This is a genomic window from Rhodococcus sp. NPDC057297, assembly GCF_042667435.1.
In the GTDB taxonomy this organism is placed as follows: Bacteria; Actinomycetota; Actinomycetes; order Mycobacteriales; family Mycobacteriaceae; genus Rhodococcoides.
Genome location: NZ_JBHUZE010000011.1, coordinates 1 through 26173 on the forward strand (window position 1 = coordinate 1; position 26173 = coordinate 26173).

The 26173-nt window shown below is 63.9% G+C and carries 23 protein-coding genes, 1 tRNA gene and 1 pseudogene; 22 read left to right on the forward strand and 3 right to left on the reverse strand.

Features of this window, described 5'->3' with window-relative positions; all coding sequences use genetic code 11:
- Window positions 1-614 precede the first annotated feature (614 nt).
- From ACFULT_RS24435 to ACFULT_RS24520, 18 genes are all read left to right on the forward strand, one after another.
- The gene (locus ACFULT_RS24435; RefSeq protein WP_080733070.1) at window positions 615-1508 is read left to right on the forward strand and encodes a hypothetical protein; all 894 of its coding nucleotides are present in this window, start codon (window positions 615-617) and stop codon (window positions 1506-1508) included.
- Window positions 1505-2521 carry an HAD-IIA family hydrolase gene (locus ACFULT_RS24440; RefSeq protein WP_378482777.1) on the forward strand — a complete coding sequence of 339 codons (1017 nt, stop codon included), beginning with the start codon at window positions 1505-1507 and terminating at the stop codon, window positions 2519-2521. Before ACFULT_RS24435 ends, ACFULT_RS24440 begins: the two co-directional genes overlap by 4 nt.
- Window positions 2522-2579: 58 nt before the next feature.
- A complete protein-coding gene (locus ACFULT_RS24445) occupies window positions 2580-2795 on the forward strand; it encodes a hypothetical protein (protein ID WP_037112692.1) in 216 nt (71 codons plus the stop codon).
- A 1-nt stretch (window position 2796) separates the two neighbouring features.
- Window positions 2797-3624 (forward strand): TlyA family RNA methyltransferase, encoded by an 828-nt coding sequence (locus ACFULT_RS24450; protein ID WP_378482778.1) that lies wholly within the window; start codon window positions 2797-2799, stop codon window positions 3622-3624.
- Complete coding sequence (locus tag ACFULT_RS24455) at window positions 3621-4577, forward strand: NAD kinase (RefSeq protein WP_037112688.1); 957 nt, start codon at window positions 3621-3623, stop codon at window positions 4575-4577. Before ACFULT_RS24450 ends, ACFULT_RS24455 begins: the two co-directional genes overlap by 4 nt.
- A gap of 2 nt (window positions 4578-4579) precedes the next feature.
- On the forward strand, window positions 4580-6346 hold the full coding sequence (gene recN / locus ACFULT_RS24460; RefSeq protein ID WP_378482779.1) for a DNA repair protein RecN: 1767 nt from the start codon (window positions 4580-4582) through the stop codon (window positions 6344-6346).
- 190 nt (window positions 6347-6536) lie between these two features.
- Window positions 6537-7721 (forward strand): putative cytokinetic ring protein SteA, encoded by a 1185-nt coding sequence (gene steA / locus ACFULT_RS24465; protein ID WP_378482780.1) that lies wholly within the window; start codon window positions 6537-6539, stop codon window positions 7719-7721.
- Window positions 7718-8662, forward strand: a complete 945-nt coding sequence (locus ACFULT_RS24470; RefSeq protein ID WP_141216858.1) for a copper transporter — start codon at window positions 7718-7720, stop codon at window positions 8660-8662. The genes steA and ACFULT_RS24470 overlap by 4 nt, the downstream gene beginning before the upstream one ends.
- A gap of 152 nt (window positions 8663-8814) precedes the next feature.
- Window positions 8815-10560 carry a CTP synthase gene (locus tag ACFULT_RS24475; RefSeq protein ID WP_037112683.1) on the forward strand — a complete coding sequence of 582 codons (1746 nt, stop codon included), beginning with the start codon at window positions 8815-8817 and terminating at the stop codon, window positions 10558-10560.
- Window positions 10557-11213, forward strand: a complete 657-nt coding sequence (locus ACFULT_RS24480; protein WP_037112682.1) for an NUDIX hydrolase — start codon at window positions 10557-10559, stop codon at window positions 11211-11213. Before ACFULT_RS24475 ends, ACFULT_RS24480 begins: the two co-directional genes overlap by 4 nt.
- A gap of 7 nt (window positions 11214-11220) precedes the next feature.
- Window positions 11221-12135: a site-specific tyrosine recombinase XerD gene (gene xerD, locus ACFULT_RS24485; protein WP_378482781.1), complete on the forward strand. Its 915-nt coding sequence runs from the start codon at window positions 11221-11223 to the stop codon at window positions 12133-12135.
- A gap of 296 nt (window positions 12136-12431) precedes the next feature.
- Entirely contained in the window at window positions 12432-13331 is a 900-nt protein-coding gene (locus ACFULT_RS24490; protein ID WP_026348255.1) for a ParA family protein, read from the forward strand.
- Between the two features lie 3 nt (window positions 13332-13334).
- The gene (locus ACFULT_RS24495) at window positions 13335-14174 is read left to right on the forward strand and encodes a ScpA family protein (RefSeq protein ID WP_019667872.1); all 840 of its coding nucleotides are present in this window, start codon (window positions 13335-13337) and stop codon (window positions 14172-14174) included.
- Window positions 14167-14850, forward strand: a complete 684-nt coding sequence (scpB, locus tag ACFULT_RS24500; protein WP_019667871.1) for an SMC-Scp complex subunit ScpB — start codon at window positions 14167-14169, stop codon at window positions 14848-14850. Before ACFULT_RS24495 ends, scpB begins: the two co-directional genes overlap by 8 nt.
- An 11-nt stretch (window positions 14851-14861) precedes the next feature.
- Complete coding sequence (locus tag ACFULT_RS24505; RefSeq protein WP_080733069.1) at window positions 14862-15965, forward strand: pseudouridine synthase; 1104 nt, start codon at window positions 14862-14864, stop codon at window positions 15963-15965.
- Window positions 15965-16663: a (d)CMP kinase gene (cmk, locus tag ACFULT_RS24510; RefSeq protein ID WP_094721540.1), complete on the forward strand. Its 699-nt coding sequence runs from the start codon at window positions 15965-15967 to the stop codon at window positions 16661-16663. The genes ACFULT_RS24505 and cmk overlap by 1 nt, the downstream gene beginning before the upstream one ends.
- Window positions 16660-18105, forward strand: a complete 1446-nt coding sequence (gene der, locus ACFULT_RS24515) for a ribosome biogenesis GTPase Der (RefSeq protein WP_037112674.1) — start codon at window positions 16660-16662, stop codon at window positions 18103-18105. The genes cmk and der overlap by 4 nt, the downstream gene beginning before the upstream one ends.
- A gap of 82 nt (window positions 18106-18187) precedes the next feature.
- Window positions 18188-18261 (forward strand) — tRNA-Pro (locus tag ACFULT_RS24520).
- A gap of 288 nt (window positions 18262-18549) precedes the next feature.
- Here the strand turns inward: ACFULT_RS24520 and ACFULT_RS24525 are convergent.
- On the reverse strand, window positions 18550-19314 hold the full coding sequence (locus tag ACFULT_RS24525; RefSeq protein ID WP_378482782.1) for an alpha/beta fold hydrolase: 765 nt from the start codon (window positions 19312-19314) through the stop codon (window positions 18550-18552).
- A 42-nt stretch (window positions 19315-19356) separates the two neighbouring features.
- Between ACFULT_RS24525 and ACFULT_RS24530 the strand changes: the two genes are divergently transcribed.
- On the forward strand, window positions 19357-19842 hold the full coding sequence (locus tag ACFULT_RS24530) for a MarR family winged helix-turn-helix transcriptional regulator (protein WP_378482783.1): 486 nt from the start codon (window positions 19357-19359) through the stop codon (window positions 19840-19842).
- Between the two features lies 1 nt (window position 19843).
- Here the strand turns inward: ACFULT_RS24530 and ACFULT_RS24535 are convergent, their stop codons facing one another.
- Complete coding sequence (locus ACFULT_RS24535; protein WP_378482784.1) at window positions 19844-21595, reverse strand: hypothetical protein; 1752 nt, start codon at window positions 21593-21595, stop codon at window positions 19844-19846.
- A 587-nt stretch (window positions 21596-22182) separates the two neighbouring features.
- The gene (locus ACFULT_RS24540; RefSeq protein ID WP_037112696.1) at window positions 22183-23208 is read right to left on the reverse strand and encodes an AraC family transcriptional regulator; all 1026 of its coding nucleotides are present in this window, start codon (window positions 23206-23208) and stop codon (window positions 22183-22185) included.
- A 69-nt stretch (window positions 23209-23277) separates the two neighbouring features.
- Here ACFULT_RS24540 and ACFULT_RS24545 point away from each other — a divergent pair, with 69 nt between their 5' ends.
- The 3 genes and pseudogenes from ACFULT_RS24545 to ACFULT_RS24555 form a co-directional block, all read left to right on the forward strand.
- Window positions 23278-24804, forward strand: coding sequence for a flavin-containing monooxygenase (locus ACFULT_RS24545; protein WP_378482785.1), 1527 nt, complete (start codon window positions 23278-23280; stop codon window positions 24802-24804).
- Between the two features lie 52 nt (window positions 24805-24856).
- Entirely contained in the window at window positions 24857-25705 is an 849-nt protein-coding gene (locus ACFULT_RS24550) for an SDR family NAD(P)-dependent oxidoreductase (RefSeq protein ID WP_378482786.1), read from the forward strand.
- A gap of 156 nt (window positions 25706-25861) precedes the next feature.
- Window positions 25862-26163, forward strand: a pseudogene (locus ACFULT_RS24555) (pyridoxamine 5'-phosphate oxidase family protein); the annotation flags it as partial.
- Between the last annotated feature and the right edge of the window lie 10 nt (window positions 26164-26173).

Genomic DNA, 26173 nt, shown 5'->3' on the forward strand with positions numbered 1-26173 from the left:
ACCCCCCGAATGTGCGCTGACACCCCCTCCACACGCACAACAGGAGGGTGAATCCACCCATCTCCGCCGGGCAGAGACACAGACGCACACCCACGTGCCGGACGCTCACCCAGGTGCTAGCACCTGGCCGTGCACCTGACACAACGGCGAGCACCTGACACAACGGCGAGCATCCGCACCGAACCCCGACCCTCCACGAAAACACCCCCCGAATGTGCGCTGACACCACCCCCACACGCACAACAGGAGGGTGAATCCACCACCCCTCCGCCAGTCAGAGACACAGACGCACACCCACGTGCCAGACGTTCACCCAGGTGCTAGCACTTGGCCGTGCACCCGACACAACGGCGAGCGTCCATCACCGACACCCCACCCCCCGAATATGGACACAACACGAGGGTGAATCGAGCCCTTGAACCCGGAAGCCCAGTACGAAACCAGAGGTCCGAAGCACTGTGGGCGGATGCTCATTGGTTCTGGTCGGCGGGCGTATTCAGTTGCGTAACCCACACCTGGGGTCTGCTTTTTTCAGTTTTGAGCCGACTCTCTGTTTGGATGACAGAGTCGGTTCACCGACGCAGAGCTTGAACTCTTTATCGAAAGGACCCGTTGTGCCGGAAGACAGCAACGACCGCCGCTCCTTCCGTGGTGACGGAAACCCTCGCTCGAACGACTCGCGGGGCCGTTCCGGTGGTGGCGCAGGCCGTTCAGGCAATCCTCGTCGAGGCGAGGGCGGCGGAGGTAGGTCCGACGGGCCTCCTCGTCGTCGGGGCGGTGAAGGCGGATTCTCGGGTGATCGCAGGGCAAGCGGACCCGCGGACAGGCGTCCGCCGCGTCCGGAGGAGCCGGATCTGCCCGACGAGGTCGAGGCGGGTCAGCTCGAGCCGGCGATCCGTCGTGATCTGCTGAGTCTCGACAAGAACAATGCGACTGCCGTTGCACGGCACCTCGTGATGGCGAGTCGGCTGCTCGACGATGATCCGCAGCTTGCGCTACAGCACGCTCGTGCTGCCCGTCAGCGAGCAGGACGAATCGCCGTGGTCCGCGAGACCGCGGGTGTGACGGCGTACCACGCGGGTGAGTGGGCCGAGGCTCTGTCCGAGCTGCGTGCCGCTCGGCGTATGGCTGGAGGGCCGGGGCATCTCGCCGTGATGGCGGATTGTGAGCGAGGGCTGGGTCGCCCTGAGCGCGCTATCGAACTCGGTCGAAGCGATGAAGCACGGGAGCTGACCGGTGAGGCGGCGTCGGAACTCCGCATCGTCGTGGCCGGTGCGCGTATGGATCTGAGTCAGTTCGACCAGGCCGTCGTGACATTGCAGACTCCTGATCTGGATGCATCGCGGTCGGGTACCGCAGCTGCTCGCTTGTTCTACGTGTACGCCGATGCTTTGGTTGCAGCTGGACGCGTCGACGAGGGCGTCAAGTGGTTCCTCAATGCCGCTGCTGCCGACGTCGATGGAGAAACAGACGCCGAGGAGCGTGTCGAGGAGTTGTCCGGGCAGTGACCACCGATTCGGTTCTGAGGTCTCAGCACGACGTTCTGTTGCTCGATCTGGACGGCACCGTCTATCAGGGCAACGATCCAATTTCTGGAGCGGTCGAGTACCTCCGCGGTGCCTCGGAGCACTCAGGGAGCGGCGAGAAGCAGTACTTCGTGACCAACAATGCGAGCAGGTCGCCGGCGGACGTCGCGCATCATCTGGTGGAGCTCGGGTTCGACACGTCCGAAGAGTTCGTGGTGACGAGTGCGCAGGTCGCTGCTCGGATGCTGGCGGAGCGTGTCCCTGCCGGTTCGACCGTTGTCGTGGTCGGCACGGACGCCTTGTCGGCGGAGATTTCGCTGGTCGGTCTGAGTCCTGTTCGCCGATCAGAGGGTGAGCCTGCTGCCGTTGTCCAGGGGCACAATCCGGCAACGGATTGGGGCATGCTTGCCGAAGCCGCGTTCGCCATTCGTGGAGGTGCCGTATGGGTGGCCACCAACACCGACGCGACCCTGCCGACGGAGCGAGGCCTTGCGCCCGGCAACGGTTCGATGGTGGCTGCCGTTCGTACTGCGACCGGTAGTGAACCGTTGGTAGCGGGTAAGCCGGCGGCGCCCATCATGCAGGACGCCATTCGTTTGAGTGAGGCTACGAGCCCGCTTGTCGTCGGTGACAGGCTGGACACCGACATCGCCGGGGCGTGCACGATAGGCATTCCGTCACTACTGGTCCTGACCGGTGTCAGCAGCGCGTTGGATGCGGTGCGTGCTGAACCGTCGCAGAGGCCGACTCACATCGGCTTCGATCTGGACGTCCTGAATGTCTCCTCCGAAAGGTCTCGGGTCGGAACGAAGGACGGATGGTCTGCTGGCGTCGAAGACGGCCTGCTCGTCGTGACGTATGTGGGAGCCGGCGCGCCGGACCCTCTGGACGGACTCCTGACTGCTGCTGATGCGGCGTATCGCTCGGACCGAGCGTGGACCACCGTAAAGGTCGACGGGGCCGGGACAGACGCGCTTGCTCGACTGCTGACGTAACCGATCCGGCGTCGGGCGCTCGGACACACGTCGGACCTATCCGATAGCGTTAGCGTCGATGAGCACGTCGATTCCACTTCCAGGGCAGCACCGCCCGCAGGACTCAGCGACCCCCGATGTCGACCCGAGCGAGGTCGTGTCTGAAGTCGACGCTTTGCTGGACCGGCTTCCGGACGAGGGTGACGCCCCGATGGATCTGAACGTGCAGGCGCAGATCCTCGGACGTGCGCACGATGTTCTCGTGCATGCGCTCTCCTCCGTGGACAAGAGCTGACGTGGCACGGCGCGCACGCGTCGACGCCGAGCTCGTTCGTCGAGGCTTGGCGCGTTCGCGAGAACACGCGGTGGAGCTGATTGCCGGCGGGCGAGTGAAGATCGCAGGGACGGTCGCGACGAAGCCCGCTACTGCTGTGGAGGCCGGAACGCCGCTGCTGGTGTCCGAAACCGACAACGAAACTCAGTGGGCGTCCCGAGGCGCGCACAAGCTGCTCGGGGCGCTGGAGGTGTTCGAACGAGGTGGCTTCTCGGTCGCGGGCAAACGGTGCCTCGATGCAGGGGCATCGACGGGCGGGTTCACCGATGTGCTGCTGAGCAAGAACGCGAAGGAAGTGGTCGCGGTCGACGTCGGATACGGCCAACTCGTGTGGCGCCTGCAGTCCGACGAGCGGGTTCACGTCGTCGATAGAACCAACGTGCGTTCCATCGATGCGGACACCATCGACGGTCGTGTCGAGGTCGTGGTTGCGGATCTGTCGTTCATCTCGCTCAAACTTGTGTTGCCTGCGTTCGTGGCGTGCACTGCGCCCGACGCGGACCTGGCGCTGATGGTGAAGCCGCAGTTCGAGGTCGGCAAGGACCGCGTCGGATCCGGCGGTGTCGTTCGTGATCCGCAGCTGCGCATCGAGACGGTCGTCGACGTGGCGCGAGCAGCTGCCGAGCTGAACTTGTCGCTACGGGACGTGACGGCGAGTCCGCTTCCCGGTCCCTCGGGCAACGTCGAGTATTTTTTGTGGCTACGATCGCACTCGTCCGTGCAGAAACCTGCTGCGGATGCTGATGTGCAGGCCTTGGTAGAACGCGCGGTCGAGGAGGGCCCACAATGACTTTCGTTCCGGCGACTACTCCGGTGCGCGAGGTCTTGCTGGTCGCTCATCCGGGTCGTCGCGAGATCGCGGACACCGCCAGGCGGGTCGCGAAGGTACTGGGTGAAGCGGGCATTCGCCTGCGCGTGTTGTTGGACGAGGTTGATTCGTCGCGCATCGAGGCAGTCGGTCCCACCGGTACCGACGTGACACTCGGTGCAGACCTCGAACTCTCGGTCGTCGAGTTCGGTCCCGACGCCGCCGCGGGCTGCGAGCTGGTGCTTGTGCTGGGCGGAGACGGCACGTTCCTGCGCGCTGCGGAACTGGCGCGCAGCGCGGACATTCCGGTGTTGGGGATCAATCTCGGACGTATCGGATTCCTTGCCGAAGCGGAGGCCGACAATCTCGAAGAGGTACTCACACGAGTGGTGAGTCGGGAGTACCGCGTCGAGCCGCGTATGACGCTGGACATCGCGATACGCGTCGGCGACCAGGTGGTCGAGCGCGGCTGGGCGTTGAACGAGGCCAGTATCGAGAACGGTTCACGCCTCGGTGTGCTCGAGGTCGTGTTGGAGGTCGACGACCGTCCCGTCTCCGCGTTCGGCTGCGACGGCGTGCTGATCGCGACGCCCACGGGGTCGACGGCCTACGCGTTCTCGGCGGGCGGCCCGGTGGTGTGGCCCGAGTTGGAGGCGATTCTGGTCATTCCCAGCAATGCGCACGCGTTGTTCGCGCGTCCTCTGGTGACCAGTCCGGAGTCGTTCATCGCGGTGGAAACGGATGCCGCCGGGCACGACGCGCTGGTGTTCTGTGATGGACGCAGAACTATGAAGTTGCCTGCCGGCGGCCGCGTCGAAGTCATCCGTGGGGGCACGCCGATTCGATGGGTTCGCCTGGACTCGGCGCCGTTCGCCGATCGGATGGTCACCAAGTTCGCGCTACCTACATCAGGATGGCGGGGGAGAGCGAGGTAAGCATGCTCGAAGAGATTCGAATCGACAGCCTCGGAGTCATTTCAACTGCAAGCGCACAGTTCCACGAAGGCCTCACTGTCCTGACCGGTGAAACGGGTGCGGGCAAGACAATGGTCGTCACGAGCCTGCACTTGTTGTCCGGTGCCCGCGCCGACGCAGGCAGGGTGCGTCTCGGCGCCGATCGTGCTGTCGTCGAGGGCAGGTTCAGCACCGAAACCGCGTCGGCACAGGTCGTCGACGAGGTCGAGCGTGTGCTCGAATCGGCCGGGGCGCAGCGCGATGAAGACGACTCCATCATCGCGCTGCGGACCGTCAACGCGGACGGACGCTCGCGTGCCCACCTCGGCGGCAGAAGTGTCCCGGCAGCAATCCTGTCCGGCTTCACCGATTCGTTGCTGACCGTCCACGGCCAGAACGATCAGTTGCGGCTGCTCCGAGCAGACCGTCAGCTCGATGCGCTCGACCGGTTCGCAGGTGACTCGGTCGCCACGCCGCTGAAGAAATATCGCACCGCACGTACCGAGTGGCTCGCTGCCAGAACCGAACTGATCGACCGCACCGAGCGCAGCCGCGAGCTGGCACAGGAAGCCGACCGGTTGCAGTTCGGCCTGCAGGAGATCGATGCCATCGCGCCTGAGATGGGCGAGGACGTCACCATTGCCTCCGACGTGCGAAGGCTCGGCGACCTGGATTCGCTGCGCGAAGCCGCTGAAGGCGCCGGCGCAGCGTTGGTGGGGGCCGCGGACGACGTCGGCGACGGCATCTCGGCTCTTCATCTGCTGGGCGAGGCCAGAACAAGGCTGGAACAGACGGACGACACCACGTTGACCGATCTGCTGCCGCGAGTGAACGACGCGTTGGCGTTGGTCACCGATATCGGCGCGGACATCACGAGCTACCTTTCCGACCTACCGTCCGATCCGTCCGCGCTCGAGACGATGCTCAACCGTCAGTCCGAGCTGAAGTCGTTGACTCGGAAGTACGCAGCGGATGTCGACGGTGTCATCGCGTGGGCCGACGAGGCGCGTGATCGTCTGTCCAAGATCGATGTGTCGGCCGACGCTCTGTCCGAGTTGTCCGCGAAGGTCGATTCCGCTGCGGTAGATGTGTCCGCGGCGGCGAGCAAACTGACGGCTGCGCGAGCAAAGGCAGCCTCCAAGCTGGCCAAAGCAGTCAGTGTGGAGCTGGCGGGCCTGGCGATGGGCAAGGCCAAATTGCAGCTCGATCTGCGCACGATCCCCGCCGGCCCCCAGGACACCGCGCCGCTGTCGGTCGACGGTACCGAGCTCCATGCCGGTGCAAGCGGTGTCGACGAGGTCGAATTCAAACTGTCCGCGCACGACGGTGCTCAGGCGCTGCCGATCAGCAAGAGTGCCTCGGGCGGCGAACTGTCCCGCGTGATGTTGGCGCTCGAGGTCGTGTTGGCGGGGTCCGACAAGGGCGCCACCATGGTCTTCGACGAAGTCGATGCCGGTGTCGGCGGTCGGGCAGCGGTCGAGGTCGGACGGCGGCTGGCTCGCCTGGCGAGGACACACCAGGTCATCGTCGTCACCCACCTGCCTCAGGTAGCCGCCTTCGCCGACACACATCTGGTGGTGGACAAAGCGGACTCGAAGAAGGGCGCCGCCAACAGCGGCGTGAAAACGCTGTCCTCGTCGGAAAGGGTCGTCGAGCTGGCCAGAATGCTGGCCGGTCTGGACGACACCGAAACCGGTCGCGCTCATGCAGAAGAGTTGCTCGCCACCGCCCGCGCCGACCGAGAAAAATAACCGCCGCAAGCCCGGTCCCGGTCATTCCTGCAGGCTCCACTCCTGCCTCCGGGTCATTCCTGCAGGCTCCACTCCTGCCTCCCGGTCATTCCTGCAGGCTCCACTCCTGCTGGTGCAGATGTGACCAGTGTGGTAATTGGTTCGGCGCGCCTCCACCGTCGGGCGTGTGGTCGGCGTCATCATGGATCCCATGAAGATGCCGGCTCTGCTGTCACGCAATCAGGATTCGCTGCCCGGAATCAGTGGTATCGCCCGGGTCGATCGCAACACTGCCAAGCTGCTGAAACGCGTCGGTCCAGGGGACATCGTCGTGCTCGACGAGCTCGACCTGGACAGGTTGACGGCGGATTCGCTCGTCTCGGCGGGTGTGCTGGCGGTCGTCAACGCCTCCCCGTCGATCTCGGGTAGGTATCCCAATCTCGGCCCCGAGGTGATCGTCGCGAACGGCATCACCCTGATCGACTCGGCCGGCGCCGAGGTGTTCAAGAAGATCAAGGACGGGTCGAAGATCCGCTTGAACGATGGTGGCGTCTACACCGGCGACCGCCGCCTCGCCAAAGGTGAGGAGCAGAGCGAAGCCGAGATCTCCGATCGGATGATCGAGGCCAAGACCGGACTGGTCGACCATCTCGAGGCGTTCTCGGGCAACACGATCGAGTTCATCCGCACCGAGAGTCCGCTGCTGATCGACGGTGTCGGTGTGCCGGACATCGACATCGTGTTGCAAGATCGCCATGTCGTCGTGGTGGCCGACGGTCCAGGCCACGCCGAGGATTTGAAGAATCTCAAGCCGTTCATCAAGGAGTATCAGCCGATCATCATCGGCGTCGGAGCCGGCGCGGACACCGCGATGAAGGCGGGACACCGCCCGGATTTGATCGTCGGCGATCCGGAGGAGATCACCGCGCAGACGCTGAAGTCCGGCGCAGAGGTGGTCCTTCCTGCCGATTCGGACGGTCATGCCAACGGTCTCGAGCGTATCCAGGATCTGGGCATCGGCGCGATGACGTTCCCGGCGACGGGCGCGCCTGCCGATCTGGCACTGCTGCTGGCCGACCACCACGGGGCGTCGTTGATCGTCACCGTCGGTAGCCCGGCAAGTCTGGACGAGTTCTTCGACCGCGGTCGTCGCAACACCAATCCCGCGGCCTTCATGACCCGACTGAAGGTGGGCGCGAAGTTGGTGGACGCCAAAGCCGTTGCGACTCTGTATCGCAGTCGCGTCTCCGGCGGGGCCATCGCTCTGCTGATTCTTGCGGCTCTGGTTGCGGTGATCGTCGCTTTGGTGGTGTCCAACATGGGCGGCGACGTGCTCGATTGGGCTGTGAACCTCTGGAATCAGTTCGCGACGTGGGTTCAGGGGCTGCTCGCGTGATTTCGATGCGTCAACATGCCATTTCGATCGCGGCGATCTTCGTTGCTCTCGCGATCGGAGTGGTTCTCGGTTCCGGGTTGCTGTCGAGCGGCCTCGTCTCGGGTCTACGCGATGACAAGACCGACCTCGAGAACGAGGTCGGTACGCTGCAGGACACCAACAATCAGCTCGGTGAGCAGCTCAACTCCGCGGACGGTTTCGATGCTGCGGTGTCCGGTCGCGTGGTGCGCGACGCGTTGCTCGACAGGAGCGTCGTCGTCATCACCACTCCCGACGCGGACCCGGGTGACGTCGACGGCGTGACGCGGTCCATCGAGGCGTCCGGCGCCGCGGTGACGGGCCGGGTGTCGCTCACCGATTCGTTCGTCTCCGCTGCGAGCGGTGACGATCTACGGACGCGGCTGACCAACGTGGTGCCTGCAGGAATTCAATTGCGCACGGGTGCAGTGGATCAGGGCAGCATGGCGGGTGATCTGCTCGGTTCGGTGTTACTGCTGAACGCGCAGACCGCCGAGCCCCAGTCCACCCCCGAGGAGTTGGCGCTGGCTCTGGAGACGCTGCGCAGTGGCGGGTTCATCGCGTACGACAACGGTGCCGTTGCACCGGCTCAGCTCGCTGTCGTCGTCACCGGAGGTAGCTCCGAGGACGGCGACGGCAATCGTGGTGCGATCGTCGCCAGGTTCGCCGGCGGGCTCGACGCCAGGGGAGCAGGCACGGTTCTGGCGGGTCGCACCGGAGCAGCGAACGGGAACGGGCCCGTTGCGGTCGTGCGCGCCGACTCGGCGTTGTCCACGGGTGTGAGCACGGTCGACAACGTCGACCGAGAGGCAGGGCGCATCACGACAACCCTCGCGTTGCAGGAACAACTTGACGGTGCGGCGGGGCGGTACGGCACCGGGGCCAATTCGACGGCAGTGACGGTGGGCGCTCCAGCGCGGTAACTCGCAGCACAGAAGTGGCGCGTCGTTCGCGTGAACGGCCGTAGTGGTGTTACCGTGAAGACCCGTGGGTAGCAGGCCCATTATGGACGTAGTACCTCTCTTGCCAGCTCTCTGGCAGGAGCAAGCCCTGCAGATTGGTCACGGGAGCATCATTGTCACGCCTTCAGTCGCGATCTGACACCAAGCACATCTTCGTCAGCGGAGGCGTCGCGTCTTCGCTCGGCAAGGGCCTCACGGCGTCGAGCCTCGGGCAGCTACTGACCGCACGTGGCCTTCGCGTCACCATGCAGAAGCTCGATCCCTACCTCAACGTGGATCCGGGCACCATGAATCCGTTCCAGCACGGCGAGGTCTTCGTGACCGAGGACGGCGCGGAGACGGACCTCGACGTCGGCCACTACGAGCGGTTCCTCGATCGCGATCTTTCGGGGTTCGCAAACGTCACCACCGGTCAGGTCTATTCGGCGGTCATCGCCAAGGAACGTCGCGGTGAGTACCTGGGCGACACGGTTCAGGTCATCCCGCACATCACCGACGAGATCAAGAGCCGCATCCTCGCGATGAACGGCCCGGATCTGCAGGGGCATCAGCCCGACGTGGTCATCACCGAGATCGGCGGCACCGTCGGCGATATCGAGTCTCAGCCATTCCTCGAAGCCGCTCGCCAGGTCCGTCACGACGTCGGTCGCGAGAACGTCTTCTTTCTGCATGTCTCGCTGGTTCCGTTTCTTGCCCCGTCGGGTGAGCTGAAGACGAAGCCGACGCAGCACTCGGTCGCAGCGCTGCGCAGCATCGGTATTCAGCCGGATGCGTTGATCCTGCGGTGCGATCGCGAGGTCCCTCCGGGCCTCAAGAACAAGATCGCGCTGATGTGCGACGTCGATGTCGACGGCTGCATCTCCACTCCCGACGCTCCGTCGATCTACGACATTCCCAAGGTCCTGCACAAAGAGGGTCTGGACGCGTACGTGGTCCGTAAACTCGGGCTTCCGTTCCGCGACGTCGATTGGACGGTGTGGGGCGGGCTCCTCGAGCGTGTTCACGAGCCCCGCGAGACGGTGCGCGTCGGCCTCGTCGGAAAGTACGTCGATCTTCCCGACGCTTATCTGTCGGTCACCGAGGCGCTTCGCGCCGGTGGTTTCGCGCATCGGTCGAAGGTCGAGATCAAGTGGGTGCCGTCCGACGAATGCTCGACGCCGGCCGGTGCGCAGGCTGCGTTGGGTGACGTCGATGCGGTGCTGATTCCCGGTGGGTTCGGTATTCGCGGTATCGAAGGAAAGCTCGGAGCCATCGAGTTCGCGCGGACCCGCAAGGTTCCGCTGTTGGGGTTGTGCCTCGGGTTGCAGTGCATGGTCATCGAGGCGGCTCGATCGGTGGGCTTGACCGACGCCAATTCGGCCGAGTTCGAGCCGGACACGAAGTACGCCGTCATCTCGACGATGGCGGACCAGGAGGATGCTGTCGCCGGTGAGGCCGATCTCGGTGGCACGATGCGTCTGGGTGCCTACCCGGCGAAGTTGAACAAGGGATCTGTCGTGGCCGGTGCGTACGGTTCGACGGAGGTGTCCGAGCGTCACCGTCATCGCTACGAGGTCAACAACACCTACCGTGACCGAATCTCCAAGAGCGGCTTGGTCTTCAGTGGGACTTCGCCCGACGGCCACCTCGTGGAGTTCGTCGAGCTGCCCGCGTCGGTGCATCCGTTCTTCGTCGGTACGCAGGCTCACCCCGAGCTCAAGAGCCGCCCGACGCGTCCGCATCCGCTTTTCGCGGCGCTGATCAATGCGGCGTTGAAGTACAAGGCCGCCGAGCGCCTTCCGGTGGATGTGCACGGTGAAGAGGCCACCAAGGATTCCGAGTTCCCGGTGTCCGGTGCCACTACCGAAAGCGTCGGATGACCACTTCGGAATCCGGCTCGGGTCCGCAGGGGCGCCACGAGTTCACCACCGTCGCAACCAAAACCGTGTACGAGGGTGCAATTCTGGCGCTTCGGCTCGACCAGGTCGAGATGCCGGGCGGACGTGTGGCCGAGCGCGAGGTCGTCGAGCATCACGGCGCTGTGGCGATCGTGGCACTCGACTCGTCCGGCCGCGTGGCGATGATCGAGCAGTACCGTCACCCGATCGGTCGGCGCCTGTGGGAGCTGCCTGCCGGTCTGCTCGACGAGCTCGACGAGCCACCTGTCGACGCTGCCAAGCGCGAACTGGCCGAGGAGACCGGTCTTGCCGCGGACACGTGGTCGGTGCTCGTCGACGTGACGGCGTCGCCGGGCTTCACCGACGAGTGTGTGCGGATCTTCCTCGCGGAGGATCTGTCCGAGGTGGACCGTCCGGAAGCACGGGACGAAGAAGCCGACCTGGTATTGCAATTCGTCCCGCTGACCGAAGCCGTCCAACGCGCCCTGTCCGGCGAGTTCATCAACGCCTCCGCGGTATCGGGGATCCTCGCCTTGGCAGCGTCCAGGGCTGGGTCGACGCCGCTGCGGCCCGCCGATGCCCCGTGGCCGGATCTTCCGACGACCTTCGAGCTGCGGAAGCGTTCTCACGGATAGGTCAGGGGTGCTGGCGAAGCAGATATCCGCGTATCTCGATCACCTCGAGGTCGAGCGCGGCGCTGCGAAGAACACTCTGTCCTCGTACCGCAGGGATCTTCGGCGGTACGAGGCCTTCCTGTCCGGGCATCACATCGAGGATCTCGGAGCCGTCGGCGAACACGACGTCACAGCGTTCGTCATCGAGCTCCGACGTGGGGGAGACGAGTTTCCACCTCTCGCTGCGAGTTCGGCCGCGCGCACCCTCATCGCGGTCCGCGGGCTGCACAAGTTCGCGGCACTCGAAGGCTTCACCCGCGTCGACGTGGCGAGCGCGGTCAAGCCGCCGACGCCCAGTCGTCGTCTCCCCAAGTCGCTTCCGCTGGATCAGGTCATCGCGATTCTCGACGCTGCGACGACGGGCGGTCCTGACGCTCCGAGAGGGCTGCGGGACAAGGCACTCCTGGAGTTGCTCTACTCGACGGGCGCTCGTATCTCGGAAGCCGTGGGTCTCGACGTCGACGACATCGACACCGACAACCGTGCGGTACTTCTGCGCGGCAAGGGCGACAAGCAGCGCGTCGTACCGATCGGCCGTCCGGCGGTCGACGCCGTCGACGCGTATCTCGTGCGGGGTCGCCCGGCGCTGGCGAAGAAGGCGACTCCTGCGCTGTTTCTCAATGCTCGGAGCGGTCGGTTGTCACGGCAGAGTGCATGGCAGGTGCTGCACACGGCGGCGGAACGGGCGGGTATCGCCACCGCGGTCTCCCCGCACACATTGCGGCATTCGTTCGCGACGCACCTGCTGGACGGCGGTGCGGATGTGCGCGTCGTTCAGGAGCTTCTCGGGCACTCATCGGTGACGACGACGCAGATCTACACCCTGGTCACCGTCAACACGCTTCGTGAAGTGTGGGCGGAGGCGCATCCACGCTCCCGGTGACGTGCTTTGCGCGTGTCCGGCGGAGGTGTCGACCGAGCACGCGGTAGCGTTGGACAGCAGTCGCGAAGGAAGAATCGAAAAGTACGAACGGACAGGGGAGCGCTGGAGACGTGTCGACACCGTGGCCGCCAGCGGCGGAGTCTGGCTCGGAGACGACCTGGGAAGAGGCGACCCCTACGCCTCCAGCTCCGCCGGCACCGGCCACACACTCGGCTCCGGCGAGTGACTCGTCGTATCGAAGCTACGAGGCCACTCCCGACGGCCTCACGCCCCAGCATCCGCACAACGACGGCGCGTTGTTCCATACGCGTCAGCCCGACACCAGCCGTGAGACGAGAGAAACCATTCCTGCGGCAACCGAATTAGGCCCCACCGGTCGTAAGACCAGGGAAGTTCCCGATCCCCAGCCCTTGGCGAAGCACGGTCCCGCGAAGATCATCGCGATGTGCAATCAAAAGGGCGGCGTCGGCAAGACGACGTCGACGATCAACCTGGGTGCGTCGCTCGCCGCCTACGGCAGGCGTGTCCTGCTCGTCGATCTCGACCCGCAGGGTGCATTGTCGGCCGGCCTCGGCGTCGCGCACCACGAGTTGGATCTCACTGTGTACAACCTGCTCGTCGAGCCGAAGATCTCCGCGGACGACGTCCTGATGCGTACGCGGGTGGAGAATCTGGATCTTCTGCCGAGCAACATCGACCTGTCCGCCGCGGAAATTCAATTGGTTACCGAGGTGGGCCGCGAGCAGACGCTCGGTCGCGTTCTGCACCCGGTGCTCGATCGATACGACTACGTGCTCATCGACTGCCAGCCGTCGCTGGGTCTGCTCACCGTCAACGCATTGACGTGCGCCGACGAGGTGCTGATTCCGATGGAGTGCGAGTACTTCAGCCTGCGCGGTCTCGCGCTGCTCAACGACACCGTCGAGAAGGTGCGCGACAGGCTGAATCCGCGGCTGAAGCTCGCCGGCATCGTGGTGACGATGTTCGACGCGAGGACGCTGCATTCGCGTGAGGTCATGACTCGTGTCGTCGAGGTGTTCGGCGACGTTGTCTACGACACGGTGATCACTCGGACGGTCCGGTTCCCCGAGACGTCCGTCGCCGGCGAGCCGATCACTACGTGGGCGCCCAAATCATCTGGTGCACAAGCCTATCGGTCGTTGGCCCGTGAGGTCATCTACCGTTCCGGTCCGTAACCGATGACCGACACCGCCACCGAGACCACGCCGATCGAAGTACCCGAGAACGAGGACCCGTCGCGTTTTCGTGTTCGGCTGCTCAACTTCGAGGGGCCGTTCGATCTCCTGCTCACGCTGATCAGTCAGCATCGCCTGGACGTCACCGAAGTCGCGCTGCACACCGTCACCGACGATTTCATCTCCTTCACCAAGAGCCTGGGCAAGGAGATGGGCCTCGATCAGACGACTGAGTTTCTGGTCGTCGCGGCGACTCTGCTGGATCTAAAGGCGGCGAGGCTGCTGCCGTCGGGTGACGTCGAGGACGCCGAGGATCTTGCTCTTCTCGAAGTGCGCGATCTTCTGTTCGCGCGGTTGTTGCAGTATCGGGCGTACAAGCAGGTTGCCCAGCTCTTCGGCGAGCTCGAGGCAGCAGCCCTGCGCCGGTATCCGCGGTCGGTGTCCGTGGAGGACCGCTACACAGACTTGATCCCCGAGGTGCTGTTGGGCGTCGATGCAGCTCGATTCGCGGACATCGCGGCGGCTGCCTTCCGTCCGAAGCCGATCCCGAAGGTCGGTCTCGATCACATTCACCAGCACTCGGTGTCGGTTCCCGAGCAGGCGAAGTGGGTCATGGAACGGCTGGAGAGCAAAGGCGAGGGCGCATGGACGCCGTTCTCGGAGCTGACCGAGGGGTGCGAACACACCGTGGAGATCGTCGCGCGGTTCCTCGCGCTGCTCGAGTTGTTTCGCGAGCAGGTTCTGGCGTTCGAGCAGCCCGAACCGTTGGGTGAGCTGTTGGTGACGTGGACGGGTAAGGAGAAGTCGGGGCAGGTTCTGGTCTCGGCGGTGGATTATGGATGAGCAACAGCCGCTCGACGTGGAGTCTGCGGAGGAGACGGACGAGCTGGACGACGCCACGCTCGTCTCGGCTCTGGAGGCCGTCCTGCTGGTGGTGGATTCGCCTGCATCGAACGAGCAGTTGGCGTCGGCCGTCGGGAGCGATGTCGGACGCGTGAAGCCGATTCTGCAGAGGATGTCCGCGGATCTGACCGAACGACGCAGCGGAATCGATCTCCGATACGCCGGTGACGGCTGGCGTTTCTACACGCGCACGGTGTACGCGCCGTACGTGGAGAGGCTGCTTCTCGACGGCGCTCGGTCCAAGCTCACACGCGCGGCATTGGAGACTCTCGCCGTTATCGCATATCGTCAACCGTTGACCCGCGCGCGAGTCAGCGCCGTGCGAGGGGTCAACGTCGACGGAGTGATGCGCACGTTGCTCGCTCGCGGACTGATTTCGGAAGCTGGAGTGGATCCGGAATCGAACGCAACCATGTACTCCACAACCGAGTTGTTCCTCGAACGGCTCGGTCTGGCTTCGCTCACGGATCTGCCACCGCTGGCGCCGTTGTTGCCGGGAGTGGACCTGATCGACGAGATCAGTGACAGCATGGATACCGACCCGAGAGTTACCCGCTCCACCAAGAACCGCGGATCGAAACCCGATCCGGTAGCCGAGCTCGACTCGGACGACTGATAGGTAAAGAAGTGAACAAGCCCGCTCGCCGTGATGGCACACCGGACAGGAACAAACGACAGGCTCCGCGTAGGAAGCCGACGACCGGACGGTCGGAGGATCCGCGCGAGAACCGACGCAGGGAGGATGCACCCCGCGCCGGAGGGCCCCGCAAGGCAGTCCCGCGCAAAGGCGTCGACCAGCGCAAACCCTTCGAGAACAAGCCGGTCGACAACGGCATCAACGATCGCAGCAACGACGCCGTGCCGCGCAAGAAGCCCTCTCGGCCCAAGCCACCGAAGCCGCAGAAGAAGCAGGCTCCGTCGACCACCATTTCCAACGCGAAGCCCGCGAAGCACCAGTACATCGAACCCGACGCCAAGCGGCGTCACGTCCCGCGCGGTGAGGGTGTGCGTCTGCAGAAGGTGCTCGCTCAGGCCGGTGTCGCATCGCGCCGGGCTGCCGAAGAACTGATCGCCGACGGTCGCGTCGAGGTCGACGGCCGCATCGTCACCGAGCAGGGAATCCGGATCGATCCGGACGTCGCGATCGTCCGCGTCGACGGCACACGCATTGTGGTGAAGGAAGAACTCGTTCACCTCGCGATGAACAAACCGCGTGGATGGCAGTGCACCATGTCCGACGATCTGGGACGCCCGTGCGTCGGCGACATCGTCTCCGAGCGGGTGCAGGCAGGGCAGCGACTGTTCCACGTCGGACGTCTCGATGCCGATACCGAGGGGCTTCTGCTCTTCACCAACGACGGTGATCTTGCTCACCGCCTGATGCATCCGTCGTACGAGGTGTCGAAGACCTACCTGGCAACGTTGTTCGGCGCGATCCCGCGAGATCTGGGCAAGAAGCTCAAAGCCGGTGTCACCCTCGACGACGGTCCGGTGAAGGTCGACGGGTTCGCGCTCCTCGACATCTCCAACGGCCTGTCACTCGTGCGCGTCACCCTGCACGAGGGCCGCAAGCACATCGTCAGGCGCCTGTTCGACTCGGTCGGATTCCCGGTCGGTCGCCTCGTGCGCACCGACGTCGGCAACGTTGCTCTCGGCGACCAGCGTCCCGGCACGTTGCGTGTGCTGGGACGCGGCGAGGTCGGCAAGCTCTACGAGTCGGTCGGTCTGTGATGGACGATCTCGGCATCGACGGCCTGGTCATTGCCATGGACGGGCCGTCGGGAACCGGTAAGTCGACGGTCTCGCGCAAGCTCGCCACGGAACTCGACGCTCGGTACCTCGACACCGGTGCGATGTACCGCGTGGCGACGGTGTGGGTGCTGCGCGCCGGAATCGATCCGACGGATTCGGAGAAGGTGGCCGACGTCGTCGCGACGCTTCCTCTGGACATCGGCACCGACCCCGCGGCGGAGGCAGTGACTCTTGCAGGTGAGGACGTCTCGGAGGAGATCCGAGGCGAGGCCGTCACCAAGGCGGTCTCGGCCGTGTCGGCCGTTCCTCGGGTGCGTGAGCTCCTGGTGCAGAAGCAGCGCGACATCTCGGCGTCGTTTCCGCGGATCGTTGTGGAGGGTCGCGACATCGGGACCGTCGTGTTGACCGACGCCGACGTCAAGGTCTTCCTGACGGCGTCGCCGGAAGCACGGGCGGATCGGCGCAACAAACAGAACATCTCTCAGGGACGAGTCGACGACTACGAGGCCGTGCTCGCCGACGTCCAACGCCGCGATCACGCGGATTCCACTCGCGCCGTATCTCCGTTGCGGCCTGCCGAGGATTCCGTGATCGTGGATACCAGCGATCTGGGCATGGACGGCGTCATCGACGCGTTGCTCCAGGTTGTGCACGACAGAACTGGAGTGAAGCAGTGACCGAGGATTTGTACGCAGCCGAGGCTGCAGGCGACGGCACCTGGAGTGACGAGGGGGAGTGGGAGTTCCTCGACGGTGACGAGTTCGCCGAGGGCGAAGAAGCCGTTGCCGTGCCGACCCTGGCAGTGGTCGGGCGACCGAACGTCGGAAAATCGACGCTGGTCAACCGCATCATCGGCCGACGCGAAGCAGTTGTCGAGGACATCCCCGGCGTCACGCGAGACCGAGTATCCTACGAGGCCAACTGGGCCGGACGTCGGTTCCTGGTGCAGGACACCGGCGGGTGGGAGCCCGACGCCAAGGGACTGCAACAGTCCGTTGCGCGCCAGGCCGAGTTGGCGATGAACACCGCTGACGCGATTTTGCTCGTCGTCGACGCACGCGTCGGGTCGACGACGACCGACGAAGCGGTTGCGCGTGTGCTGCGCCGCTCGAAGACTCCGGTGCTGCTGGTGGCCAACAAGGTCGACGACGGACGCACCGAGTCCGAGGTCGCGTCGCTGTGGTCGCTCGGCCTCGGCGAACCGAATGCGGTGTCGGCGACGCACGGCCGCGGCACCGGCGATCTGCTCGATCGCGTTCTCGAAGCGCTCCCGGAGACGCCCCGCGAAGGTATTCCCGGCGGCGGTCCGAGACGAGTTGCCTTGGTCGGTAAACCCAACGTCGGCAAGTCGTCGCTGATCAACAAGCTGTCCGGCGACGAGCGATCCGTAGTACACGACGTTGCAGGCACCACCGTCGACCCCGTCGACTCGCTCGTCGAATTGGGTGGTAAGACATGGCGTTTCGTCGACACGGCCGGTCTGCGTAAGCGAGTCAGCCATGCCAGCGGCGCCGAGTTCTATGCGTCGCTGCGGACGAAATCGGCCATCGAGGCCGCCGAGGTCGCAATCCTGCTCATCGACTCGTCACAGGTCATCTCGGAGCAGGATCTGCGTGTTCTGTCGATGGTCGCCGACGCGGGCCGTGCGCTCGTGCTGGCGTTCAACAAGTGGGACCTCGTGGACGAGGACCGTCGACTGCAGTTGGAGAAGGAGATCGATCGCGATCTCGCTCGGGTGCCGTGGGCGCAGCGTGTCAACATCTCCGCGCACACCGGCAGGGCCGTGCAGAAGCTTGTTCCTGCCCTCGAGACGGCTCTCGAGTCCTGGGACAAGCGAATCCCCACCGGCAGGCTCAACAACTGGCTCAAGGAGGTCGTCGCCGCGACGCCCCCGCCGATGCGTGGTGGGCGTCTGCCGAGAATCATGTTCGCCACCCAGGCGACCACCCGTCCGCCGACATTCGTTCTGTTCACCACAGGCTTCCTCGAGGCCGGCTACCGCCGGTTCATCGAGCGGCGTCTGCGTGAAGAGTTCGGCTTCGACGGCAGCCCCGTCCGTGTCTCGGTCCGTATCCGCGAAAAGCGCGAACGGCCGGGCAAGGGCAACAACCGCCGATAGACTCTCCGCCCACCCCTGACCAGGCGATTTCGTGTCAGGGGTGGGGCTGGGGTAATCTCATCGAGCGCCTTAACCGGCGCGGCGGGCTGTGGCGCAGCTTGGTAGCGCACTTGACTGGGGGTCAAGTGGTCGCAGGTTCAAATCCTGTCAGCCCGACACAGAAGTGAAGTTCAGAAGCGGTTCCGGAAAAATCCGGGGCCGCTTTTTCGTGTGTGGGCTGCGGGGACGTCACCAATCGTCGATGCCGCCTGCGTTCGTTGGTGCGCCGTCGTATGCCGTGAATGTCATCTGTGACGAGTTCGGGGAATTGAGAGATACTCCGCGCGTATCGGTGACGGATACAAGTAGAAAACACTCGGTTCGGTATCCATCCCACCTCGACGGTGGCTGCAACCGTCACCTCGAGGTGCGCGACGTGGGTCAAGGTAGGACCAGGCGGTGATGTCAGGTGACCGGTCCATCGATGGAGTCGACGATTGCCTGGGCGACGGACTCAGGGTTGTCGATCATCGGAACGTGGCCGACGCCGGGCAGGATCGAGAAGTGTGCGGCCGGTAGGCGCCTGCGCGCGGTGGGGACGAACTCGTGGGGCGGAAAGATGCGGTCGCCCTCCGACCATGCGACCGTGACAGGACATGGGAGATCGACGAATGGCTGCATGTATTCGCTTGTGGTCAAGAGGTCCTCGGCCGCTGTACACGCCACCAGGTCGTAGAAAGAGGTCCTCGCTTGTTTCGCAGTGAGCCGGTTACCGTGCAGCGCAATGTTTCCGAGGATTATTCGACGAAGCAGCCCGGAACGCATGAGCGAGGGGGTGAGCAGACGTGTGGCGTCGGCCATCTTCTTCGTTCGCATCAATGTGACTCGGCTACGACCCGGCTTCGCGGTCGGTTCCCAGATTCCGGCGGGGGAGAGAGCGCATACCGAGCTCGCGCGACCGCGCCGTGCCAGCTCGATGGCCATCCACCCACCCATCGAGTTTCCAGCGATGTGGACCTTGGTGAGTCCTAGCTCGTCGAGCAAAGATTCGATTGCGTCGGTCAAGGCGCCGATGCTTGCTCGTCCTTGCACCGGCGGGCCGCCGCGATGCCCGAGTGCCGTGGGAACGATCAGATCGAATCTGTCGTCCAGTAACGGCGCGACGGTGTCCCAGGCTGCAGCGGACATGGTGACTCCGTGCAGCAGTAGAAGAGGGGGGCGTGTGCTCATCGGTCTCCTGGAGTTTCGGACGTCGACGGTATCGTGCCGATGGTGAACAAGAACCGGAAGTCGGTAAAGCAAGCCGGCGCGGTCGTGGTCGACACCGAACCACCGACGATGTTCTACGTCGTCAAGCAGCTCGAGTTGGCTGTGCGTGCTCGCCTGGACGAGTTGCTGAGGCCGATGGAGGTCACCGTGCTGCAGTACACGGCATTGACCGTACTGGCTCGCCGCGACGGTGTGTCGTCGGCCGAACTGGCAAGAAACTCTTTCGTCACAGCGCAGACGATGGGCGAGATGGTCACCACTCTGGAGTCCAAGGGGTTGGTCTCGCGGCGCGCAGATGAATCGAACCGGCGTCGAATGTTCGTCGATCTGACCGACGCCGGTCGATTACTCCTGGAACGATGCGACGGTGGAGTCAGAGCGCTGGAGCAACACATGCTGTCGGATTTGTCCGACGAGAAGCGTAACGGGCTGCGCGATGCTCTGACCGAATGCCGTCGTGCGCTCGGTGTCCCGCTCGACGGTTCCTGAACTAGCGACCACCGGCAGAGGGGTTGGCTGCGAACCGGGCGAGTGTCGTGGAGACAACCTCTGGTCGGCCGTTGTTCTGGACCGGCGCGGCCGTCAGAACGTCGATGTGGTTGTACCCGGGCAGGACGATGGGAATGTCTGTCGGGTTGTTCGACTCGGGCAACGAGATACCGCCGCCACCGTGGAAGGTGACGATCGGATTCCGGCTGACGCCATCCGGGTGGAGGTGGTGCGCGGCGATGGACGGGGCGGCCGTCTGGCCTAGGTCGAAGTTCAATCGTGAGGGGAAGTACCACTCGGTGAAATCGAGGGGTGGTTCGCTGAGGCTGCGTGCGACCTCGGCGATCGACGAGACCTCGCTCGCTCGGTTTGTGTAATCGCCTTCGTTCGGAAGCGATGCTTCGGTGCCGACTTCGTCGTAGTCCAGCCACCGATAGGTGATGTCCGGGTCGCCGAAAACCGACGGTGATGCTTTGTGCGCGTCGCCGAAAGCGCCACTTCCGCTGTCGCCGAGTGCTATCGAGGACGGCAGCGGGAACGACTTGTCGACCACCGGTCCTCCGGTAAGGAATCCCATGCTGGATTGCAGGAATCCGAGGGGCTGCGAATTGTCGTCGAGCAGGGCCCCGACTGTGGCTTCGTTGGTGACCTCGAGGTCTCGTACATCTGGAGTACCTGTGATTGCCATCGCGGCGTCCTGCGACAGCAGCGTGCGACGAGTCAGATCGATGTTGGTGTTGTTCGGCGCCCGGTCGAGCAGGGCGTTGACCCCATCCGGATCCAATGTCGCAGCCAGGCCTGCCAGCGCAAGGAGGTTCGTAGTTTCCGGATTGATGACGGCCGGGAGGCGGAGCACCGGGTAGGCCGAGTCGAGTGCAAGTGACGCCTGCTCGAGCGGCCCCGCCAAGAAGGGGGGTATTTCACCGAGATCCGGTCCGCCCACCGCGGGCATTCCGGCCTTGATGACGGTGTCGAGGGCGAAATATCCGCCGCACTGGTTGTACCCGGCATCGTCGGTGGTGGCGGCATTACCGTCGAAGTCCCACTCCGCAAAGTATCCGGTGAGGAATCCGCCGAGCGAGTGCCCGCCGCAGAGCACCTTGTCTTTCCGCGTCGTGGGATCCGGTAACTCGAGCCTGAGGATGTCGAACTGGTCCCTCAATGTTTGTTCGAGCCCCTGGCTTTCGAGCCATTGCGTGTCCGCTCCATCGGCGTATCCGGCGAACGTTCTGCCGTCGACTTCCTGACCGCTGAAGTAGTAGTTCGCGGCCGTGTCGAAATCACCGGTCTCGAGAGCGGCTTGAACTCCGTGGTGATCTTCCAAACAATTCGATCGACGGTCCAGCGCCCAGAACTCGACCGAGTTGCCTTCGGCTGCCGCGGCTGCCACGGTGTTGCGCGCGACGCTGTCGAATGCGCCCGCACCTTCGAAGACACCCGGCTGTGCGACGAGAATGCGATCTGCTGCTGCGGAGTCCTCCGGTCCCGAGGACGAGCGCCACCGAAGGTAGGACAGGGTGTCACAGCGATCTGGGTGCGGGGCCACCTCGGCGGGCAGCGGAACGCGCAACGTGATCTCGGTGCTGACGACACCGTCGACCGGGGAGCTCGACGTCCACGGGGTCTCGGTCCGTGCGGGGTCAGCGGCAGCGGTGGACCCTGTGACGATGCTCAGCGACGCGATCAGGGTCATCGTCGCGGCGGTGGACACCACGAGTCGAATCGTGTCGGATTGGTATCGGGACCGTTTCATGTAAGGGATCCTTACATGAAGGAACGAGGTCCAGACCAGGTTTCCGTCAAGTCACCAATCAGGTGTGGCGTGTATGGGATGGGTCGCAATCGGCACGCGATGATCTCGTCGTATCGCCGCGGCGCCCTCGGGTGTGGGCACCGATCCCGGCTGTGAGTTACCGACATCATGAGCAAATCCCTTCGCGTGCACAGACGGCGTGGGGTCGGTCCTCACGACATCGTCAGCCACAACATCGTCAGCTACAACGTCGCCAGAATATGGTCGTCACGCTGGGGTGGCAACGCCTGCGATCGGAAAACCGTTGTTCGAAGAGTTTCGGAGGTGTCACCGGCGCTTGGGTGACCGTGTGTGCGCAGAGTGATCGCATCCTGTCGAATGCGTTGTTGCAGAATCGAATTACCGACTATCGTGTACCGCGTTATTATGGCGACTACGAAAGAGGCTGCCGGACAGCGCATCGCAGCCGTCCACTGTGAGGGGTTCGGTTCGACAGGGGGGGCAACCCCCGTCTATCGGATCAGTTGTCCGAACGAATGTAATTCCTTTGATCCTGCAGGCCTGCTGCACAGTGTCTTCGCAGTCGGCTAGAACGCGGCTTCCTTCGTGGCGCGTCCCCGGCGAACAGCTGTTGGAGTGAGTCCCCACCAGCGTCGGCAGCAGCGCGTGAGAGCAGACTGCTCGGAAAGGCCGAGCAGCGAGGCAACTTGCCCGAAAGGGAGGTCGGTACCGGCCAGGTAGCGGCGGGCTGCACTGCGGCGGCACTCGTCGAGTATCGACCCGAACGACGTTCCCTCCGCGGCCAACCGGCGTTGAAGTGTCCGCGGATGCAACGCCAACACGTGAGCGACGGAACTGACGTCGGGGACTGTCGTCCCCAGTGAACAGGTGACGGTGGAGCGTACTCGAGGTGCTACGTCGTCCGACTCCGAATTCGTTGCCTGCTGAAGCATGAAGGCCAACACCAGCTGCCGTAGATGAGGGTCCGCGCCGTCCAGCGACGTTCGGAGCAGACTCGTCGGTAGCCGAAGACGCGCAGCGGCACCACCTGTGTTCACGGGTGCCCCGAAATAGGCCTCGTACACTTCAAGCGACGCCGCAGGTACGTACGGCAATTCGACACTACGGAGACCATAGGGTCCGCCCGTCAACGACACGATCGCGCGGTGGATGAAACCGAGGCCGAGGTCCGTTCCCTGCACCGGAGCGGGCAGACCTTCGGTAGACCCATAGCGGAGTGCACTGACGCCCCTTACTCCGAGCGGATCTTCCTCGAGGCTCACACTCAGCGATTCGCCGTGTACGAACAAGTAGCGAGAGGTGCACTCGAGTGCGTCAGCGATGGTGGGGGAGTTCTGAATGACCAGCGCAAGAGGGCCGAGCATTCCCAGGTCCTGACGGCGCGCTATTCGAAGGCCGAGGTCGGAGCAATGCAGGTCGGTGGCAGCTCGTTCCAGCAGCGCTGCTACCGACCAGTCCGACACCAGAAGGTCGTCGGTGTCGAGTGCTGCAGCCGGAACATCGAGTGCCGCGGCGTAGCGATCTGCGTCACCGCCTAGCTCGGCGACCGTGGACCGAAAGCCACGCAAACCGGCCGATCTGATCAACGCCATGTCGTACAGAGTCAAATAGTTGTCGTGTGGTGTCAAGTCAACCGACCTGGTACGCGCCAGACTGGAGTGATGGGAAAGAGCGATGCGAGGACGGTCGAGTCGTACGTCGACGTGGTGATCGTGGGTGCAGGTTTGTCGGGTATCGGCGCAGGCTATCGAGTGCAGACCGAATGTCCGGACAAGACCTATGCGATCCTCGAGGCTCGTGAGTCCATCGGCGGAACATGGGATCTGTTCCGCTATCCAGGGGTCCGATCGGATTCGGACATGTTCACACTCGGGTACGAATTTCAACCGTGGACCGAGGGAAAATCGATCGCTGATGGTGCGTCGATACTGCACTACATCACAGATACCGCTCGAATCCACGGAATCGACCAGAACATCCGTTTCCGCACCAAGGTGGTGGAAGCTCGGTGGTCCAGTGTCGAACAGATGTGGACCTTGATCATCGAGAAGAGCGACGATACCGGCACTCGCTCCGAGACACTCCGATGCAATTTCCTTTACTCGTGCGCTGGATACTACGACTACGACAACCCGTACAACGCCGAGTTGCCAGGCCTGGAAAACTTCGAGGGGACTGTCGTACACCCCCAGTTCTGGCCGCAGGATCTCAATTACACGAACAAGAAGATCGTTATCGTGGGCTCGGGTGCGACCGCAGTGACCTTGGTTCCCTCCTTGGCGAAGGACGCAGCTCGAGTGACGATGCTGCAACGGTCGCCCACCTGGATAAGTCCGGTTCCCTCTCGCGACAAGTTCGCCGATCGTGTTCGCGCGGTCCTCCCGGCCGGGCCGGCCCACCGTCTGATTCGAACCAAGAACATCCTGTTCGGGATCGGGTTCTACCAGTTCTGCCGAAGACGACCCGCCGCCGCGCGGAAGCTGTTGACCGATCTGAGCACCCGGATCCTGGGTGACGAGAAGATTGTCGCCGAGCACTTCACGCCGTCGTACAACCCATGGGATCAACGGTTGTGCGCCGTGCCGAACGCAGACCTGTTCAAGTCCATCGAAAAGGGTGATGCGTCGGTGATCACCGATCGAATCGACACATTCGTACCGGGCGGTGTTTCACTCGAATCAGGTACGACGATCGACGCCGACATCGTGGTCACGGCAACCGGTTTGCAACTGCGCGCGTTCGGTGGGATGTCGTTGATCGTCGACGGGGAACCCGTAGCGCTGTCGCACCAAGTCGTGTGGCAGGGAACGATGATGACCGGGGTTCCCAACTTCGCCATCTGCATCGGTTACACCAACGCGTCGTGGACTTTGCGAGCCGAGTTGACGTCGAAGATGGTCTGCAAAGTACTGCGCTACATGGATCGAACCGGCGTGCGTGCTGTTGCGCCGCACACCGGCGACGACGTGGCTCGACAGCCGTTGCTCGACCTCGCGTCGGGATACGTTCAGCGCTCGATCGACGCATTTCCGGGACAGGGCAAGCGCCACCCGTGGCGTATGCGTCAGAACTACGTGCTCGATGCACTGAGCCTGCGCAGAACCAGGTTGTCCGCTTCGCTGCGACCGGTTGCGAAGCCGCCCGCATCGGTATCGGACATCCGAAGCACGGTGGGTGTGTCGTCGTGAATCCGACCGAAAAGGGTGCGGTCCCAATCGAACTATCGAAGGAGTTTTCCTGATGAGCACAGCCAAGTCCGTGCGGGGCAAGGTTGCCGTCGTCACCGGCGCCGGATCCGGTATCGGACGCGCCCTGGCCCTCGATCTCGCGAATCGCGGTGCGTCGATCGCGATCGCAGACGTACACGAACAGCGATTGGCCGACGTGTCCGACGAATTGACAGCGCTCGGTGTGAATGTATACACCGAAGCTCTCGACGTCCGAGACAACGACGCATGGAAGCAGTTCGCGAACAACGTGTTCGAGCATTTCGGAGTGGTGCATCAGTTGTACAACAACGCCGGGATCGCGGGAAATCATCCGTTTTCTCGCGAAGACGACGGATCGTTCGAGCGAATCATCGACATCATTATGTGGGGTGTGGTGAGGGGGACCCGTGCCTTCCTCCCTCACCTGGTCGCGTCGGGCGACGGTCACGTCGTGAACATCTCCAGCCTCAACGGTCTGCTGGGATATTCCGGATTGACGGCTTACTGCACGTCGAAATACGCCGTACGCGGTTTCACCGAGGCGCTCCGCGTGGAGATGCTCACCGAGAAACGCCCCGTCCGCGTTACCGTCGTTCACCCGGGTGGCGTACGAACGAACATCAGCGCCGACGCGGTCGAGGCGTCGAAGGAAGCGGGCAACTGGACGCCAGAGAAGGATCGCCGCGCGAAGGCATACGAGGCCAAATACTTGAAGATGCTCCCCGCGGAAGCAGCGAAGACAATCGTCGACGGCGTCGTGAAAGGCAAGGGTCGGATCCTCGTCGGCCGCGACACCCGGATGATCGATCTCCTCGTACGACTGTTGCCTGGCCGTTATCCCTTCCTCGTCGCGTCGGTCCAACGAAAAGAGGCACAGTAGGCCGAGAAAGGCGTTGAAGGACCCGCTGTCGTTTGCCCGCGGGCGCACTGGGTACAGCACAGGGACAACATCCAACGACGACCGCTCGGCCGGAATCGCCAAGGTAACCAAGCTGCTGAGGGGTCACAGCTGTGCATGTTCACCTCGCACGGCCGCGACGGACACCTGTTCTCTCGTCCAATGGCATTGCAAGAGCATGATTTCGACGGCACCTTGTGGTTCTTCGCTCGAAACGACTTGCGCAAGGTCGGTGCCGGAATCGATCTCCAGCTCTCCGGACACACTCACGCAGGTCAGTTATGGCCTCTGCGGTATCTCGTTCCCTTGCAACGACCCTCGATCGAAGGGCTCGTCACCGTCGCGGGCATACGCGCGGCGCCGGTACGTGGGGACCGCCCGTGCGCGTAGGTGCCGAGCCGGAAGTATCGATGCTGGAACTAAGTTCGGTTGGTGCGTGACCTCGAGGCA